Annotated in this window: 15 protein-coding genes and 1 tRNA gene; 9 read left to right on the top strand and 7 right to left on the bottom strand. The window is 39.4% G+C overall.

Annotated features, from left to right (window positions below; all coding sequences use genetic code 11):
* The first annotated feature begins 206 nt into the window (after window positions 1–206).
* From meaB to B3317_RS15550, 4 genes are all read left to right on the top strand, one after another.
* A complete protein-coding gene (gene meaB, locus B3317_RS15565; RefSeq protein ID WP_291113260.1) occupies window positions 207–1,307 on the top strand; it encodes a methylmalonyl Co-A mutase-associated GTPase MeaB in 1,101 nt (366 codons plus the stop codon).
* Window positions 1,308–1,437: 130 nt separating this feature from the next.
* Window positions 1,438–2,400, top strand: coding sequence for an ROK family protein (locus B3317_RS15560; protein WP_291113259.1), 963 nt, complete (start codon window positions 1,438–1,440; stop codon window positions 2,398–2,400).
* A 166-nt stretch (window positions 2,401–2,566) separates the two neighbouring features.
* Window positions 2,567–3,733, top strand: a complete 1,167-nt coding sequence (locus tag B3317_RS15555) for an AIR synthase related protein (protein WP_291113258.1) — start codon at window positions 2,567–2,569, stop codon at window positions 3,731–3,733.
* Window positions 3,734–3,859: 126 nt separating this feature from the next.
* On the top strand, window positions 3,860–4,081 hold the full coding sequence (locus B3317_RS15550; RefSeq protein WP_291113257.1) for a hypothetical protein: 222 nt from the start codon (window positions 3,860–3,862) through the stop codon (window positions 4,079–4,081).
* Between the two features lie 57 nt (window positions 4,082–4,138).
* Here B3317_RS15550 and gcvT read toward each other — a convergent pair whose 3' ends face one another.
* Window positions 4,139–5,233: a glycine cleavage system aminomethyltransferase GcvT gene (gene gcvT, locus B3317_RS15545; protein WP_291113256.1), complete on the bottom strand. Its 1,095-nt coding sequence runs from the start codon at window positions 5,231–5,233 to the stop codon at window positions 4,139–4,141.
* A gap of 33 nt (window positions 5,234–5,266) precedes the next feature.
* Window positions 5,267–6,487, bottom strand: coding sequence for a peptidase T (gene pepT / locus B3317_RS15540; protein WP_291113255.1), 1,221 nt, complete (start codon window positions 6,485–6,487; stop codon window positions 5,267–5,269).
* A gap of 273 nt (window positions 6,488–6,760) precedes the next feature.
* On the opposite strand from pepT, the gene B3317_RS15535 reads away from it, so the two are divergent.
* Window positions 6,761–6,834, top strand: a tRNA-Thr gene (locus B3317_RS15535).
* 73 nt (window positions 6,835–6,907) lie between these two features.
* On the opposite strand, the gene B3317_RS15530 is transcribed toward B3317_RS15535, so the two are convergent.
* Window positions 6,908–8,113 carry an FAD-dependent oxidoreductase gene (locus B3317_RS15530; protein WP_291113254.1) on the bottom strand — a complete coding sequence of 402 codons (1,206 nt, stop codon included), beginning with the start codon at window positions 8,111–8,113 and terminating at the stop codon, window positions 6,908–6,910.
* A 618-nt stretch (window positions 8,114–8,731) separates the two neighbouring features.
* On the opposite strand from B3317_RS15530, the gene B3317_RS15525 reads away from it, so the two are divergent.
* Genes B3317_RS15525 through hemN form a run of 3 tightly spaced genes read left to right on the top strand, consistent with a single transcriptional unit; the run spans window position 8,732 to window position 13,439 of the window.
* Window positions 8,732–10,840: a TonB-dependent receptor gene (locus B3317_RS15525; RefSeq protein WP_291113253.1), complete on the top strand. Its 2,109-nt coding sequence runs from the start codon at window positions 8,732–8,734 to the stop codon at window positions 10,838–10,840.
* A 9-nt stretch (window positions 10,841–10,849) separates the two neighbouring features.
* Window positions 10,850–12,094 carry an MFS transporter gene (locus tag B3317_RS15520; protein ID WP_291113252.1) on the top strand — a complete coding sequence of 415 codons (1,245 nt, stop codon included), beginning with the start codon at window positions 10,850–10,852 and terminating at the stop codon, window positions 12,092–12,094.
* A complete protein-coding gene (gene hemN / locus B3317_RS15515) occupies window positions 12,072–13,439 on the top strand; it encodes an oxygen-independent coproporphyrinogen III oxidase (protein WP_291113251.1) in 1,368 nt (455 codons plus the stop codon). Before B3317_RS15520 ends, hemN begins: the two co-directional genes overlap by 23 nt.
* A gap of 1 nt (window position 13,440) precedes the next feature.
* Here hemN and B3317_RS15510 read toward each other — a convergent pair whose 3' ends face one another.
* From B3317_RS15510 to B3317_RS15495, 4 genes are all read right to left on the bottom strand, one after another.
* Window positions 13,441–13,809 (bottom strand): hypothetical protein, encoded by a 369-nt coding sequence (locus B3317_RS15510; protein WP_291113249.1) that lies wholly within the window; start codon window positions 13,807–13,809, stop codon window positions 13,441–13,443.
* Window positions 13,810–13,898: 89 nt separating this feature from the next.
* Complete coding sequence (locus tag B3317_RS15505) at window positions 13,899–14,861, bottom strand: alpha/beta hydrolase family protein (protein ID WP_291113247.1); 963 nt, start codon at window positions 14,859–14,861, stop codon at window positions 13,899–13,901.
* Between the two features lie 11 nt (window positions 14,862–14,872).
* Window positions 14,873–15,481, bottom strand: a complete 609-nt coding sequence (locus tag B3317_RS15500; protein WP_291113245.1) for a hypothetical protein — start codon at window positions 15,479–15,481, stop codon at window positions 14,873–14,875.
* Window positions 15,471–15,734 (bottom strand): DUF2089 family protein, encoded by a 264-nt coding sequence (locus tag B3317_RS15495; RefSeq protein ID WP_291113243.1) that lies wholly within the window; start codon window positions 15,732–15,734, stop codon window positions 15,471–15,473. The genes B3317_RS15500 and B3317_RS15495 overlap by 11 nt, the downstream gene beginning before the upstream one ends.
* A 254-nt stretch (window positions 15,735–15,988) precedes the next feature.
* On the opposite strand from B3317_RS15495, the gene B3317_RS15490 reads away from it, so the two are divergent.
* A complete protein-coding gene (locus B3317_RS15490) occupies window positions 15,989–17,326 on the top strand; it encodes a Na+/H+ antiporter (protein ID WP_291113241.1) in 1,338 nt (445 codons plus the stop codon).
* Window positions 17,327–17,361 lie beyond the last annotated feature (35 nt).

The following is a 17,361-nucleotide window of genomic DNA, read 5'->3' as shown; positions in this document are numbered from 1 at the left end:
GCATCTGTAGAAATCTCTATAGATGCTTTTCTTTTTATTATCTTCTCGTTGTTTTTTGCTATATTTACAAGCTAAATTAAAGATTAAAATTAATCAAGGAATAAATTCAGATAAAAGTTATATAATTACTATTATGTTTAATTACATATTTTAATGGTCCCCTATAACTTTTCTATCCTGACTTATTCATAGCAATAAGCAAATACATGGAACATTTCGAAAACGACGAACAATTTCAGGGATTGCGCGTAAATAAAGGTACAGGAGAACAGCCGACAGTTAATCCCTACTTAGATAGCTTCAAAAAATTCAAACGTAAAACATATACCGTATCCGAATATGTTGAAGGTATACTAAAGGGAAATATAAGCATTCTGGGTCAAGCCGTTACACTTATAGAAAGTGCAAAGGCAGAACATCAGTCTATAGCTCAGGAAGTTATCGAAAAATGTCTCCCATACACGGGTAATTCTGTACGTGTGGGGATTACAGGTGTTCCCGGTGCAGGAAAAAGTACTTCTATAGACGCTTTTGGGATGCACATCCTGAAAGAAAATGAAAGCTCTAAAGTAGCGGTATTAGCGATCGACCCATCCAGTGAACTTACCAAAGGAAGTATTTTGGGGGATAAAACCCGCATGGAACGGTTATCTGTAGAGAAAAGGGCCTTTATCCGCCCCTCCCCTTCTGCAGGCTCACTTGGCGGTGTTGCCCGCAAAACGCGGGAAACAATCATTTTGTGTGAAGCTGCCGGCTTTGATCGTATTATAGTTGAAACTGTTGGAGTTGGACAATCTGAAACGGCTGTACATTCAATGGTCGACTTCTTTCTATTAATCCAATTAGCCGGAACCGGAGACGAATTGCAAGGGATCAAACGCGGAATAATGGAAATGGCGGATGGAATTGTTATTAATAAGGCAGATGGCAACAATATAGAAAAGGCGCGTTTGGCTCAATCACATTTTCAGAATGCTCTGCATTTGTTTCCTCTACCCGATTCCGGCTGGGAGCCTAAGGTCCTGACATATTCCGGCTATTATGAAATAGGAATTGATGAAGTATGGAATATGATAGATGAATACATCGATTTTGTTAAGAAAAGCGGCTACTTTGAACACAGACGTAATTCCCAATCCAGATTCTGGATGTATGAAACTATTAATGAAAGGCTGAAAAGTAATTTTTATAACGATCCGGAAGTACAGAAAGAGTTGATTTTATGTGAAAGCCAAGTGTTAAATTCACATATGAGTTCGTTTGTTGCGGCCAATAAAGTGTTGGATATATACTTAAAACGCTCATAAATAACCTCTTTTTAACTAAAGGAAAGCTTTATTATTCACTTTTAAAGTCCTTATTTTACCACAGAATTGATTATATTTGTACGCATTATCACAAAAATAATTTCATTGTTGAATTAACATAATATAAATCATGGAAAAACCATATGCTATTGGAATCGATATCGGTGGAACTAACTCTGTTTTCGGTATAGTCGACAAGCGCGGCCATATCATAAATCAGGGTTCTATAAAAACAGGTGCTTACAAAGAAATAAACGAATACGTAGACCATCTATCAGCTGGTGTTCAGGAGATAATAGATCAGGTCGGAGGTTCGGGAAATATCAAAGGTATTGGAGTTGGAGCACCAAATGGTAACTTTTTCACCGGTTGTATCGAATTTGCACCAAATCTCCCTTGGAAAGGTGTAATTCCATTGGCTCAAATGCTTACTGACAAATTAAATATACCCGTAGCTCTTACAAATGACGCAAATGCAGCTGCAATCGGCGAAATGACCTATGGTGCAGCACGCGGAATGAAAGACTTCATTGTTATTACATTGGGAACCGGTGTCGGTAGCGGTATTGTGGTAAATGGCCAGTTAGTATATGGACATGATGGATTTGCCGGAGAATTAGGGCATACAACAGCTATCCGCGAAGGCCGTATGTGCGGTTGCGGGAAAAAAGGATGTCTCGAAACATACAGTTCAGCTACAGGTGTTGCCCGTACAGCTAAAGAATATCTGCAAACAAGAAAGGACCCAAGTGTATTGCGGGAGTTGGCCATCGATGAAATCACATCAAAAGATGTATATGATGCGGCTGTAAAAGGCGATAAACTGGCTAAGGAAATTTTCGAATATACAGGTCAGGTTTTAGGAGAATCATTCGCCGACTTCGTTGCATTTTCCAGTCCTGAAGCTATCATCTTATTTGGAGGTTTAATAAAGGCCGGCAAACTTATCTTCGATCCTGTGCGTAAGCATATGGAAGAGAATCTGCTCCCTATTTACCGTAATAAGATAAAACTATTAATGTCGGAACTTAAGGAAAGCGATGCTGCGGTACTTGGTGCCAGTGCATTAGGTTGGGAAGTAAAAGACTATTAAATTTAAGCCAAAACAGTAAATGTATGTATATTAACAGCCTGTAGAATAAAGATATTTGCAGGCTGTTTCCTTTTAGCTACCGAAGTTTCAAAATCAGTCTGATTTTATTAACTTTGTCCGAAAATAAATAGGTCTGAGACTTTAAATAAACTTATTAATAACAAACATGAGCGATCAACGATATAACCAGCGAGGAGTTTCCGCATCGAAAGAAGATGTACACAATGCTATAAAGAACATTGACAAAGGAATATTTCCAAAAGCATTTTGCAAAATAATTCCTGATATACTGGGCGGGGATCCCGAATACTGCAATATAATGCATGCCGACGGAGCCGGTACTAAATCATCCCTTGCATATATCTACTGGAAAGAAACCGGAGATATATCCATCTGGAAAGGTATTGCCCAGGATGCATTGATAATGAACATCGACGATCTGCTATGTGTTGGCGCAACCGATAATATACTACTATCATCCACCATCGGCAGAAACAAAATGCTGATTCCCGGCGAAGTTATATCAGCCATTATAAACGGGACAAACGACTTATGTGAAGAATTATCAAACCTCGGTGTCAATATATATCCTACAGGCGGTGAAACAGCCGATGTAGGCGATTTGGTACGCACGATTATTGTGGACAGTACTGTTACCTGTCGCATGAAACGGTCTGATGTAATCTCCAATGACAAAATACAGGGAGGAGATGTTATCGTTGGGCTTTCATCATACGGCCGGGCTACATATGAGAAAGAATATAATGGCGGAATGGGTAGCAATGGTCTTACATCAGCACGCCACGATGTATTCGCCAAATATCTTGCAGCCAAGTATCCTGAAAGTTATGACTCTTCTATCCCTCTGGATTTGGTATATTCCGGAAATATGAAGTTAACCGATGATATAGAGGGTTTAGATATAGATGCGGGAAGACTGGTGCTCTCCCCTACCCGCACCTATGCGCCTGTCATTAAACAGATATTGGAAAAGCTAAGATCTCATGTCCATGGCATGGTACATTGCTCAGGTGGCGCACAAACCAAAGTTTTACATTTTGTTGATAATGTGAAAATTACGAAGAATAATCTATTTCCTGTTCCTCCATTATTCAAGCTTATACAGGAGCAATCCGGTACAGACTGGAAAGAAATGTATAAGGTATTTAATATGGGACACCGCATGGAGATATACTTATCACCGGAATATGCCCAGGAAGTAATTGAAACCTCCAAATCATACGGAATCGATGCACAGATAGTCGGTTTTGTTGAAAAATCAGATAAAACAGAACTGGTGATAGAAAGTGAATTTGGTCGTTTCGAATACTAATTTAGAATGATTATCTATAAGGTATTACACATTTAACTTCTGTTAATAATATTATAGCCGAATAGCACTTATATTTGTAACATTACCAAACTCAGTATGTAACCAAACAATTAAAAAAAGAAAGAGATGAAAAAACTTCTAATGTCAGTTATCATGTGTATCGCTTTTGTTGCATCATCAAGTGTAATGGCTCAGGATACTACTCCTAAAAAAGAGTGCTGTAAAGCCAAAACAGAATGCACGAAAGATAAAAAAGAATCTGCAAAAGACAAGAAAGAATGCACCAAAGACAAGGCTGCTGATAAAAAAGCTTGTTGCACTAAAGATAAAAAAGCTGACAAAAAGTAATTTTAAAGAACTGATAAAAAAGGGATTCCGGGTGGAATCCCTTTTTCTGTTCATATCTTACAACTTTCTGAAAGGCGGTTTCACCACTTCTGCTTTCAGATTCTTATCACGCACTTTGATGAAAACCGGTGTACCTAATGCTGCATACTCTGGTTTAATATAGCCCATCCCAACGCCTATTTTTGCAGTCGGCGACATTGTTCCGGATGTTACTATTCCGATTTTTTCATTCCTATCATTTACTATATCGTACCCATGACGCGGTATTCCCTTTTCCAGCATATGAAATCCGCATAACTTACGGCTTACACCGTCTGCCTTTTGTTTCTCTAATATGGGACGTGCAGTAAAATTCCGCCCTTCCGTAAATTTAGTTATCCAGCCCAGTCCGGCCTCGATAGAAGTGGTTGTATCATCCAAATCATTACCATAGAGGCAGAATCCCATTTCGAGACGTAATGTATCGCGTGCGCCAAGTCCGATAGGTTTGATTCCAAATTCTTTTCCTGCCTCAAACAAAGCATTCCATATATCTACACCATATTGCGGATAAAAGTAGATTTCAAAGCCTCCCGCACCAGTATATCCGGTATTGGATATAATCACATTATCTAATCCGGAACCAGTCAAACTTCCTATCGCGAATGAATAATAAGGAATCTTGGTCAAATCTATTTTTGTCAATTTCTGCAACGTAGCCAAGGCTTTAGGTCCTTGTATAGCCAATTGCGCAATTTTATCCGAAGCATTTTCCAAGTCCGCAAATTCATCGTTATGCTCCGTAAACCATTTCCAGTCCTTCTCTATATTAGATGCATTCACAACAAGCATATACTTTTCCGGTTCGTAATGATATACGATTATATCATCCACAATCCCTCCCTGGTCGTTTATAATGGCAGAATACTGCGCTTTTCCTATTTCTAGGGAAGCCACATCATTACTCATCATCCGTCGCAGGAAAGCTTCGGCACGTGGACCTTTAACCCATATTTCGCCCATATGCGAAACATCAAATACTCCTACTCCTGTGCATACAGTCATATGCTCATCTATTATACCGGAATATTCAATAGGCATATTATAACCTGCAAATTCATGCATTTTCGCCCCGAGTTCAATGTGGATATCCGTAAAAGGTGTTTTCTTCATATTTGCTTATATATTTTAAGTATTAACATTATTCTATTTACTTGCGACTATCTCTGCTAATTTTACGATTACCTCTACGGCTTTTTCCATCGATTGCACAGGAACGAATTCGTAGCGTCCATGGAAATTATGCCCTCCGGCAAAAATATTCGGACAAGGTAATCCTTTAAATGATAACTGTGCGCCGTCTGTACCTCCGCGTATAGGTTTCACAACCGGAGTCACTCCTACCGCCTCCATAGCTTCAAAAGCCATATCTACAATATGTTTTACAGGCTCTACCTTCTCGCGCATATTATAATACTGGTCTTTTATTTCAACTGTAGTACTCTTAGGATACAGTTTATTGATGAAGTCCACTGTTTCGAGCATTAACCGTTTGCGCCCTTCAAACAAATCCCGGTCATGGTCGCGTATAATATAGCCCACTGTAGCCGAATCTACTGTCCCCGAGACATTGGTAAGGTGGAAGAACCCTTCATACTTGGTAGTATGCTCCGGCCTTTCGCCGGCAGGAAGTAAGGATATCAGTTTATTGGCAACCACAAGAGCATTTGTCATCTTATCCTTTGCATATCCGGGATGCACACTCCTACCCTGGATATTAATTTTTACACCGGCAGCGTTGAAGTTTTCATACTCCAGTTCTCCAATCGGGCCGCCATCCATTGTATAAGCCCATTCGCAACCGAATTTTTCCACATCAAACTTATGCGCTCCCAGTCCGATCTCTTCATCAGGATTGAATCCGATACGGATTTTTCCATGCTTTATTTCAGGATGATCCTGAAGATATTTGATTGCAGTAATAATTTCAGCTATACCCGCTTTATCATCTGCACCCAGCAATGTATTGCCATCTGTCACTATCAAATCCTGCCCTTTATAATCGAGCATTTCAGGAAAATCGGCAGGGGAAAGCACTACATTAGTATCCTTATTCAGTACTATATCATTTCCATCATAGTTTTTTACAATGCGGGGATTAACATCCTTTCCTGTCAGATCAGGGCTGGTATCCAGATGGGCTATAAAGCCGATAGCAGGAATCTTCTTATCCGTATTAGCCGGAAGAGTAGCCATCAGATAGGCATTATCGTCCAGTGTAATATCTTCCAAACCCATTTCGCGGAGTTCTTTTTCTATCTCCCGTGCCAAAACCATTTGCCCCGGAGTACTTGGGGTTATACCTGTTTCTGTATCCGATTCTGTATCAAATTTTGCGTATTTGATGAAACGATCTGTTACTGTCATGTTATTTTGTTTTTTTCTTAATATTTTTTCGTATAAAATGTCAATTTATAAGTCACTGATATCTAACTTCTTTTTCTGGAAAAGACTTCCAATACAAATGTAGTAAAAGGAAATCAAAGGAAAAAATCGAATTCACATTTTGTGAATATGAAAAATTTATCTACTTTTGTCGCGGGTAAGTCCTATACGGTCAGCTCCCGATTAATCCCCCAGGGTTTGATCGCAGCAAGGGCCGTCGGTTGTAGCGACGCGATATAGTCAGCTTACCCACTTGCCTCTTTAGCTCAGTTGGCCAGAGCACGTGATTTGTAATCTCGGGGTCGTTGGTTCGAATCCAACAAGAGGCTCAAAAAAGACCGTTTGAAATATTCAGACGGTCTTTTTTTATTCCGTGATCTTTATAACTTAATAATATGCTAATCAATGAATTGCACAATATCTTCCGGACTCGTCGAACGAGCGATGAACACAGTCTTCTAAAGAGAGTCCGTAAAAATAGTTACCAAGCAGATAAATTGTATCTGATAGCTTCGCTTTAGCTACTTGTTCCGCCATATTCAGATGCGGCATGCGTAATGAAGGCAGTATATGTCTTATTATTTTCCATTCCAGTATATCTTCGCGCGAAATATTCAGCACTCTGCATATTATATCAAACTTTTCATCTTCATCTTTCTCTCCCTTTTCGAAGTGGAATGTAAAACTCCTTAACTTTTCATCTTCGACCAGATCGCGGGATACCGCAGAATGAAAGTCATCCGAAACAGGTATTATTCCTGCCACATCCTGTATTCCCGGCTTATCCTTCGGCACTATGACATTCAATGATTCGGTCTGAAATAAAGGTATCGATGCCAGTAATACCGATAAGGGCGCCTCTATATCCTTAATCAGCCGTGATGCAGTCTGGGGATCTGTGGCTATTGCTATGTGAGAGGTATTAAATGTTTTACCTTCCAAAGTGATTATCCTATATCCGTCACTATTACGCTGAATATCCAATACCTCGCATGATTTTTCAATTTGCAGGTTATCTTTTTCTATTATGGAATGCAGGAATGACGATAAGCCTTTATTAAAAGTATATTTCCGTGGAAATTCTTTATATCTGTCTTTCCTGCGCTTCAGAAACAATTCGGTGGGATAATCATCCGCACTTTGTGAAATGACGGCTCTGAAAAGTCTTGAGAACAATCTATTATAGTTAGACAAGCCTACAATCTTACTAAAATACTCTTTCACGGTTTTATCCTTCTTCGATATAAAGAACATTTTCGGCCCATTCAGGATAAGAGACGGGAGAGACATTTCCGCAAACATTTTTTTTATCTGCCCCCGGGCATATGTCACATAACTCGCTTTACCCAACGGCCTGATTAAATCCGTAGATTCGATATCTTTTACAATCGATAATAAACGGGTATAAGAATTGTAACATGTATGCGCTCCAAACTCTCTCCAATAATCAGGGTATTTTTCCGAAAACAGACTTTGCACCTGCCCTCCCGTATTATCATCTTTTTCTATAATCAATACCTTTTTGCCTGCCATATGCATGTAATGAGCAAAAGATATTCCACTTATCCCCCCTCCTATCACAATACAGTCATACATTGTTTCACTCATACATTTCCTTTTAATATTAACACAAATGACAAAGATAATCAGTTAACAGTCATCAGTTAGCTGTTGACAGTAATTCTTTCCAACCTCTTTTTAAATTAACATTAGTTTGCAATATATAGTTAAAAAGTAACAGAAGTAACAGAAAACTAATGTGCTAATTAGCCAATATGCCGATGTGCCAATGTTTTTAACGAAAAATGAAAAACGAAGAACGAAAAATATTTTTAAACGAAAAACGAAGAATGAAAAGTGAAGAATGTTTTTAAACGAGGAACTAAAAGTGATAAGTGATAAATATTTTTCACTCTTAATTTTTAGTTTTTCATTTTCTTTCACTTTTAATTTTTCACTTTTCACTTTTAGTTTAAAACATTTGCTAATATGCTAATCAATCTTTCAAAGAGCTATCAGCTAACAGCTAAAGGTTATCAGCTCCAATTACATAGATAAACTTTTTCTACTTTCTTATCATATAGTAATAAATATTACACTTAAAAACACTCTCTCCCACTATCTTTAATCTATAAATTAATTAAAAATATCACTACATCTAGTGATTGACTTTTATTAAGGCTTTTACTTAAATTTGCATATCAACTAAAATACAACCAAAGCACCTTGAAAAAGAGACCGGACATCAAAAATATTATCTTATTAATATTTTTATTTACAGCCACTTACTCATATGTAAAAGCAGAAGACATACAGGGCGAGAACGATTCTGTGAAGATGAAATTTACAGCAAAAGAAGTTGTCATAGAATCATTCAAGCAGAACAACAACCTCTTTTTGCAGCCTGTATCCGCCTCATTGCTGACAGGCAAGGAAGTGAAGGATTTCAATATCATAAATATAAAGGAAATTACTTCTATCGTTCCAAACCTGTTTATTCCCGACTATGGTTCCAAAATGACATCACCGGCTTACATCAGGGGAATAGGCTCACACCGTAATGCACCGTCTGTAGGGCTTTATGTGGATGGCGTACCGTATTTCGACCGTTCCACATTTGATATTAATATCAACGACATCGACCGCATTGAAGTATTGCGGGGGTCACAAGGTACTATCTATGGCCGTAATACGATGGGAGGGATAATCAATGTTTTCACCAAATCGCCATTTAAATACAAGGGTACAAACCTGAATCTGACAGCAGGAAATTATAACAATTATCAAACAGGCTTGTCTCATTACGGCAATGTGGATAACAAAGTAGGTTATGCCATATCGGGAAACTACCTCCATTCGGGAGGATACTTCAAAAATACGACAACCGGTAAGAAAGCCGACCCCATAGATGCGGTCTCTACCCGTGCACGTATCAGTTGGCGTGTGCAGCCCCAATTGCTGATGCATCTGGTAACGGCATATGAATATTCCGACCAGGATGGCTATCCTTACAGGGTATTGCACAAGGACACAGGCGAAATAGACGAGGTGAATTACAATGCCCGTAGCTATTACCGCCGGAATATGTCTACAAACGGATTGAATATAGAGTATATAACCGACCAGTTTAAACTTAGTTCTCAATCGTCTTTTCAGTTTTATGACGGCAAGCAGGGACTGGATCAGGACTTTACGCCGAAGGATTCCTATTACGTAGATTTCTATCAGCGTCAACAGATGTACTCACAGGAATTTAATATCGGGTCATTGAAAGACGACAGCCGCTATGTATGGCAGTTCGGCCTGTTTGGTTTTCACCAGAGTTATTTTCAGACAAATGATGTCAATAATCTTTTAACAGGAGCACATACAATACAAAGTGCAAAAAATCCGACCGATGGATTTGCAGCCTATCATCAGTCTACGATTAACGATATTATAACACCCGGCTTATCCCTCGTATTGGGCGTTCGTTACGACCGGGAGAAAACTAAATCTACTATGGTAGGTACCCCGTTGACAAAGGCGGGTGAATCCATTACCGACAAGAATTCTTTCTCGCAATTGACTCCGAAAGCGGCTATCCAATATACTTTCAAACAAGACGGATTGGCTTACTTTTCAGTAACCAAAGGATATAAGACAGGTGGCTTTAACAATACAGCCGAAAAGGAAGAAGACCTGATATTCAACCCCGAATATAGCTGGAGTTACGAGATTGGTTCACGCTCCGGATTTTTCAATAATCTTTTATTCCTCGACTTGAGTTTGTTCTATATCAACTGGGAAAACCAGCAGATATCACAGACAAAGACCAGTGGAAAAGGCTTTATAATCAAGAATGCAGGCAAATCGGCCAGCAAAGGAGTTGAATTATCAGCACAGGTGAACCCTGTAAGAAATCTTAGTTTCCAGCTGGGATATGGTTATACAAATGCAAAGTATAAAGACTATAAGGACTATAATGCCGCTACCGGGGTAACAACTACATACGATGATAATTACCTGCCGATGGTACCGCAGAATACAGTTTCCATATCTGCGAACTATACATTCGGCATAAACCGGAAATGGCTGGATAATATCGTATTGAACGCTCAGTATATAGGAGCAGGCAAATTATACTGGACCGACAAGAATGATATATCACAGGATTATTATGGTATATTCAATGGCAAAGTTTCTTTTGTGAAGAAAGATTTTTCCATAGATTTGTGGTCGAAAAATATTGGAGGGGAAAAATATAATTCTTATTACTTCTCCACATCGAGTCAACATTATGTGCAAAGAGGCAGGCCGTTTACCTGCGGTGTAAATATGAACCTAAAATTTTAAACTATCGGGATGAAGCTAAACTATCAAAAAGGGGGACACTTATTTACATTTTTTTGCCTGTATATTGCACAGTCGATCCCGATGAGCTTTTTCTCTACGGTGCTTCCTGTTATTATGCGGCAACAGAATTTCTCCCTGGAGACAATAGGTCTGCTTCAGTTGCTCAAACTGCCCTGGATACTCAAATTCCTGTGGTCGCCGATGGTAGACCGCTCAACCTATAAGCTGAACGACTTTAAGCGCTGGATATTCTCGTCCGAGCTTATCTATGCAAGTATTATCCTTGCTGTTTCGTTCCTCGATTTCAAAACTACTCCTTACCTGATAATAGGCCTTGTTATACTATCATTCGTCGCATCCGCCACACAGGATATAGCAACCGATTCATTGGCCGTACTATCATTCAGCAAAAAAGATAAGAGCTTGGCTAACAGCATGCAGTCGATGGGTAGCTTTGCCGGGGCAATGGTCGGCGGCGGATTTTTACTGCTGCTTTACCACAAATTCGGATGGGGCAACCTCCTACCTTTTCTCGCCCTGTTTGTCATCATAGCACTTATCCCCCTCTTTTTCTTCAAGGGTAACAGGGGACATGAAATCATAAAAGAAAAACAAGCCGAAAAAGCTACGGCAAATGATATACTGGGATTTTTCAAGCAGAAAGGGATATCGAAACAAATCATTTTCCTGTTCCTTTATTATGCCGGGCTGATAGGTATTTTAGCCATGTTGAAGCCCATGCTTGTGGACTATGGGTATGATATGAAAGAAATCGGCGTCATGTCGGGTATTGTAGGTACTTCTATCGGATGCCTAGCGTCGTTCGGGGGCGGTTTTATCGTGCGTAAGATAGGAAGACACGCCGCACGTCTTATATTTGCCGTATTTACGTTGATTACCACTATATATTTCTGTCTGCTGGTAACTGTGCTGCCTGTCAATATAGCGACACTACATCTGGGGATCTCCTTGTTATGGGGAAGCTACGGCCTGTCTGTCATTGTGGTATATACCACTGCTATGGACTGTGTACGCAAGGGATATGAAGGCACGGATTTTACTATACAAACGGTTATCACACACCTTAGCGGCATCGTTATGGGTGTCAGTTCGGGGAAGATAGCCGCAATGATTACTTATAAAGGTTTGTTTGTAGTAGAAATGTGTATTGCAGCCATTTCTCTTACATTCATACTCTTTGCATTCAAATTAAAAGCACCGAAGGAAAAAGATGAAACAAGAATTACTGAATAAATACAGCATACCCGTACCGCGATATACGAGCTATCCGCCTGCAAACTTCTTCAACGAATCGTTTACGTCCGAAAAATTCCGTCAGATTGTTGTAGAATCGAATAAGGAAAATCCACGGCATATTTCTGTGTATATCCATATTCCGTTTTGTTATCATATGTGCTTCTATTGCGGGTGTAACTCACAGTTACTAAGAGATAATGAGATCGTACTGAAGTATATAAATGCTTTGAAGAAGGAGATTAAAATGGTACTCCCCCTACTCGACCACAATCGTAAAATATCGCAGATACATTACGGCGGAGGTACGCCGACATCGCAACCGGTATCTGTACTTAAAGAACTGAATGAACTGATATTATCCGAATTCGATTGTATAGAAAATCCCGAAATAGCCATTGAATGCCATCCCGGCTATGCCGATGAAGTGTATTGGAATGAGCTTGTTAATGCCGGATTTAACCGTATCAGCCTCGGGATACAGGACTTTGATGAGGAGGTGCTGAAAGCATCGAACCGTAAAGCGCCGAGAATGGCTATGGAAGATGTAGTCCGCATACTCCGCAATAGGAATGTGTCGCTGAATATGGACTTTATCTATGGGCTGCCGCTTCAAACGCCCCAATCGTTCGCAAAAACCATAAACAGAGCCATCGCACTCCGCCCCGACAGGATAGTTACTTTCTCCTATGCGCATGTACCTTGGGTAAATGAATTGCAAAAGAATCTGGAAAAAGTCGGTTTACCATCGGTGGAAATAAAAAGCCAGCTATATTCAACAGCGAAAAAACTATTGACCGATGCCGGATATAAGACTATCGGACTCGACCACTTCGTACTTCCCGACGATGAATTATTCACAGCTCAACAATCGAAAACACTGCACCGTAATTTTCAGGGATATTGTACCCGCCGGACTACAGGACAGGTTTACGCATTCGGCATAACAGGTATCAGCCAATTGGCGACTGCCTACAGCCAGAATACAAAAGACCTGAATACATATATCAGACAAATAAACGAGGGTATTTTCCCTATTGCAAAAGGCTATATACTGAATGAGGAGGAACAGATTACCCGAGAGGTTATTTCCCAACTAATGTGTAATTATACAGTCAGTTGGCCGGAACTGTCCAATACATTGGATATTCCTGTGGCGAAGATAAAATCTGCGGTTAATTATAACGAAACGGCATTACAGGCATTTGCTGCCGATGGGATTATAGAGTATAATGAGGATTATATAAGTATTGTTCCCGATGCCGCTCCATTTGTCCGCAATGTAGCCGCGTCTTTCGACAAACTGACAGGTACGAAGGAAAACCTATACTCCAGATCTATCTGATTCAGCTATAAATCAATATTTCATTTATAAGGAATACGCCGACACACATCATTATCGTTGTAACAAGGCATTTAGACAGCGATCTGACGTTTCTTTTCGCTGCCGACACTATTGCCCAGATCAGAGTGACGAAGAACAAAGTGCCATAAATAAAATCCCTGACCGGATATTTTACTGTTTCCATATAATAGGATTCCGCAAGCGGCACATCTCCTGTAGGAAGCTTTGATACTGTTTCGAAAAAAGTGGCATTCCCAAACGAGTAAAAATATGTACACATCATATACCCGCTCAGTAATATGGTGAATATGGATATTATACGGAACCCTACATTAGTATGCTGCTTATAGTTATTGTAATTTTCGTTCATGTCTGTTCGATTCTTCTTGTAACTGATAGCAAAATTATAAGATTATTGAAGAATAAACAATTTATTATGAACATAATATTGAGAGATTCCTATTCTTTAATAAAATCGGTTATATCCGTTATTACTTCCGGCATAATCTGCTTATCCACATTTGTATACGAATCTTTTACCTGTGTTGGCTGATCTGTCGTTTCACTGTTTTTCATTACATGGTCCATCTTATCAATGATAATTTTTTTTGCTTTTTTGTTTGCACCGGCCAGTAGTCCGGCTTGCCTTACTGTTACCTGAATATCTGTTGTACCTTGCAATAAGAGAACAGGAATCGTCAACTTAGAAATTTCTTCCTGCGGATTATACTTAAACCAGGAAATCATATAAGGTTGTACGCTTGGACGGAACAACATATTGAGCGAGGCGGGAACATCTGTGATGGTTTCGCCTTTATCTAATTTGTCTATATATGAAAATATCATATCCCTTGCTACCTGCGGCTGCGCAGCCATTTGTTTACCCAACTGCTCCTTCAGTATATTTGCTGCCGGCTCCCCTACTCCTGCTACAGATATGTATTTGGAGACTTTCTTATTATCCTGTGCAGCAATCATCCCTATCAGCGAGCCTTCACTATGCCCGATTATGACAATCTCCGAAAATCGTTTATCCTTAGCCAGAAGATCAATCCAACTGCGTACATCATTTACATAATCATCGAAACGCAGATCCGCTTCATTTTTTCCGGCAGCCTTACTTTCTGCAATACCCCGTTTATCAAAACAAAGCGTTGCTATCTTATTGTAAAATAATCCGTCCGATAACATTTTCAATGAATTATTCTTCATCTGAGGCTGATTTCCGTTTCGGTCTGTCGGGCCGGAACCGGCAATAATCAGGGCCACCGGGATTGGTTTATTGTTCACAGGGACTTTTAATGTTCCATAAATATCTCCTGTACCCGTTTTTAAGACTACGGATTCTTCAGTAACCAGTAGTTGTGCCGATATTGAAAGTGATAATATGCAGAACAGCGCTAAAATATATATTTTATTCATAATCAAGGTATTTACAGAATAATATACAGTGCTATTTTGGAGAGAATTTCCGCTACAATCAATGCTATTGCAAACGATATCCCACCTACTACACCCTTTATATTGGCCGATACCGTATAGGCGTTGTATTTGAGAACAACAGACCAAATGGCAAATAACATTGTGGTTAATCCGGCTATAGTCATCATTACTGCATTTTCTCTAAGTATAGCCATCATTTCGCCTATTTTTGTTGTATTAATATCGCCTATACAAATATGGAAAGAAGGTATAAATCCCAACAATGCTGCAAATATCAACGGAGCTTGTGATAATGCCATTGTACCGGCAATATCTATCAGCCGTATAGATGATTTGGTTACAATACGGGCAGTCAGATAAAACACAACCGTAAGTAATCCCCACCCTGCCAATTGATATATAATATGGTTTAAATACAAAGTATCAGCGGCAAGGCATCCATAATGAATATCCAATGCCCCATCGAAATGTGTATTACTCAGATATCCCAATATGGATAAAAGAAACATAACAGCCAGACCGATAATAAGAGCTTTTACCCCTGCTATAAATCTGAACGGGGCGAATAACCATGTTGTAATCGAATTGTTATTTTTCATAGTTTTTTATCTTTTCTATTATATCATCCAATAAATTTCTTACCGTAGGATAGCTTAAACCCAAATCTTTAGCCATATCTTTAAGACTTCCGCTATTTTTTACAAACCTGAGGATAAAATCCTGTTCTTCTATAGGCAAGCGCGCCAATACCGGAAGTGCGTATAATCCGTGTACTTCTGTACCACAATTTTCGCACAACAAACTTTTTACTTTCAATTGAGCCTGGCAGCTCGGGCAATTACAAGGTAACATAATATCATTATTTTTTTTACAAAACTAAATATTATTTTAATAAAATCAAATAATACATAAATAATATTTAGTTTATTTGATTAATTATTTATCTAAATTGCACTTTTATTAATTACATGATCGCTATTATTAAATTTTATCTTCTGAAAACTACAGCCCTCTTACTATTGTTTCTACTGCAAGTTGAAGAAACTTATGGATATACAAACCACAATTTGTTTATCTTTAATCCGGATTATACATAGTATCTATATATGGAATATTATCATGTTATACTTTTCCTGCTGGCAATAGCAATAGCAATATCAGCTCTGGCCCCCAGAGTAAAAGTGCCCTATCCTGTCCTGTTGATGGTTGTGGGCATTGCCGTCGGTTTCATACCCGGCTTTCACTATGTACCTATCGACCCCGATGTGGTATTCCTGCTATTTTTACCGCCCCTGCTCTACGATGCTGCCGTAAATATGCCGTTTAAGGATTTTAAGGCTAATTTTGGAACTATTTCCATGATGGCTGTCACCTTGGTTTTCATCTCTATGATTGCAATTGCCATAGTAGCCCGTTTCCTGATTCCCGGCATATCGTGGCCGGTAGCATTCGTTATAGGAGCAATACTATCTCCGCCGGATGCTATTGCAACGTCAGGGATAACCAAGAGCTTGCAACTTTCTCATCGTACGAATACAATACTTGAGGGCGAAAGCCTTATAAACGATGCATCGGCTCTTACAGCTTACCGGATTGCCCTCGGTGTAGCTATAGGAGGTATATTTTCGGTATGGGAAGCCGGACTTGAATTTGTTGTCACTATAATGGGCGGCTGTCTGATCGGTGCTATCATGGCTTTTCTGTTTGGATATACTGTATCGAAAGTGAAACTCGAAAGCACAGCCATTGTCAGCCTGAATCTGATGCTACCATTTGTAGCTTATCAGTTTGCCGAAGAACTGAACGTTTCGGGAGTCCTTGCTGTTGTATTTATGGGTGTACTTATTGCCGGACATGTACATAAGAACAAACTATTGTCGGATGTCACCCGCGTACAATCACGTTCTGTATGGAACACAATCATTTATCTGCTAAGCGGACTTGTATTTATACTTATCGGCCTGGAATTACCCCAAGTGCTTAGAGAGATACCTTCATCATCAGTCATTCCTCTCGTAATTAGTGCCTTTGCAATTTTTGTAATAGCTTTGCTCATTCGTATAATCGTTGTATTCAGGCATAAGTTTAAGCTGGACAAATTGGTTTCCATCGTAAATAGCGACGGATATGGAACTAAAATATCCTCCCGGCGCGCTGAAAGGATAAAACATGTGAAGGCTCTTACGTGGAAAGATGCATTGCTTATCGGCTGGTCGGGCATGCGGGGCATTGTATCTGTAGCTACGGCGATTGCTCTGCCTGTTACATTGGATGATGGAACTATTTTCCACCAGCGCAACAGTATTATATTTCTTACTGTATTAGTTGTTGTATTGATGCTGCTTATACAAGGTATGGGCTTACCATTACTAATTAAATGGCTCAAAATAGAAAGCAGTGACGAAGATATTGAACAAAAAACTGAATCTGCCCCCCTCAAATAAAAAAGACTCCGGATATTACCGGAGTCTTTTTTATA

It is taken from the genome of Dysgonomonas sp. UBA7710 (assembly GCF_002482385.1).
GTDB lineage: Bacteria > Bacteroidota > Bacteroidia > Bacteroidales > Dysgonomonadaceae > Dysgonomonas.
This window is presented reverse-complemented; position numbering and strand designations above follow the sequence as displayed.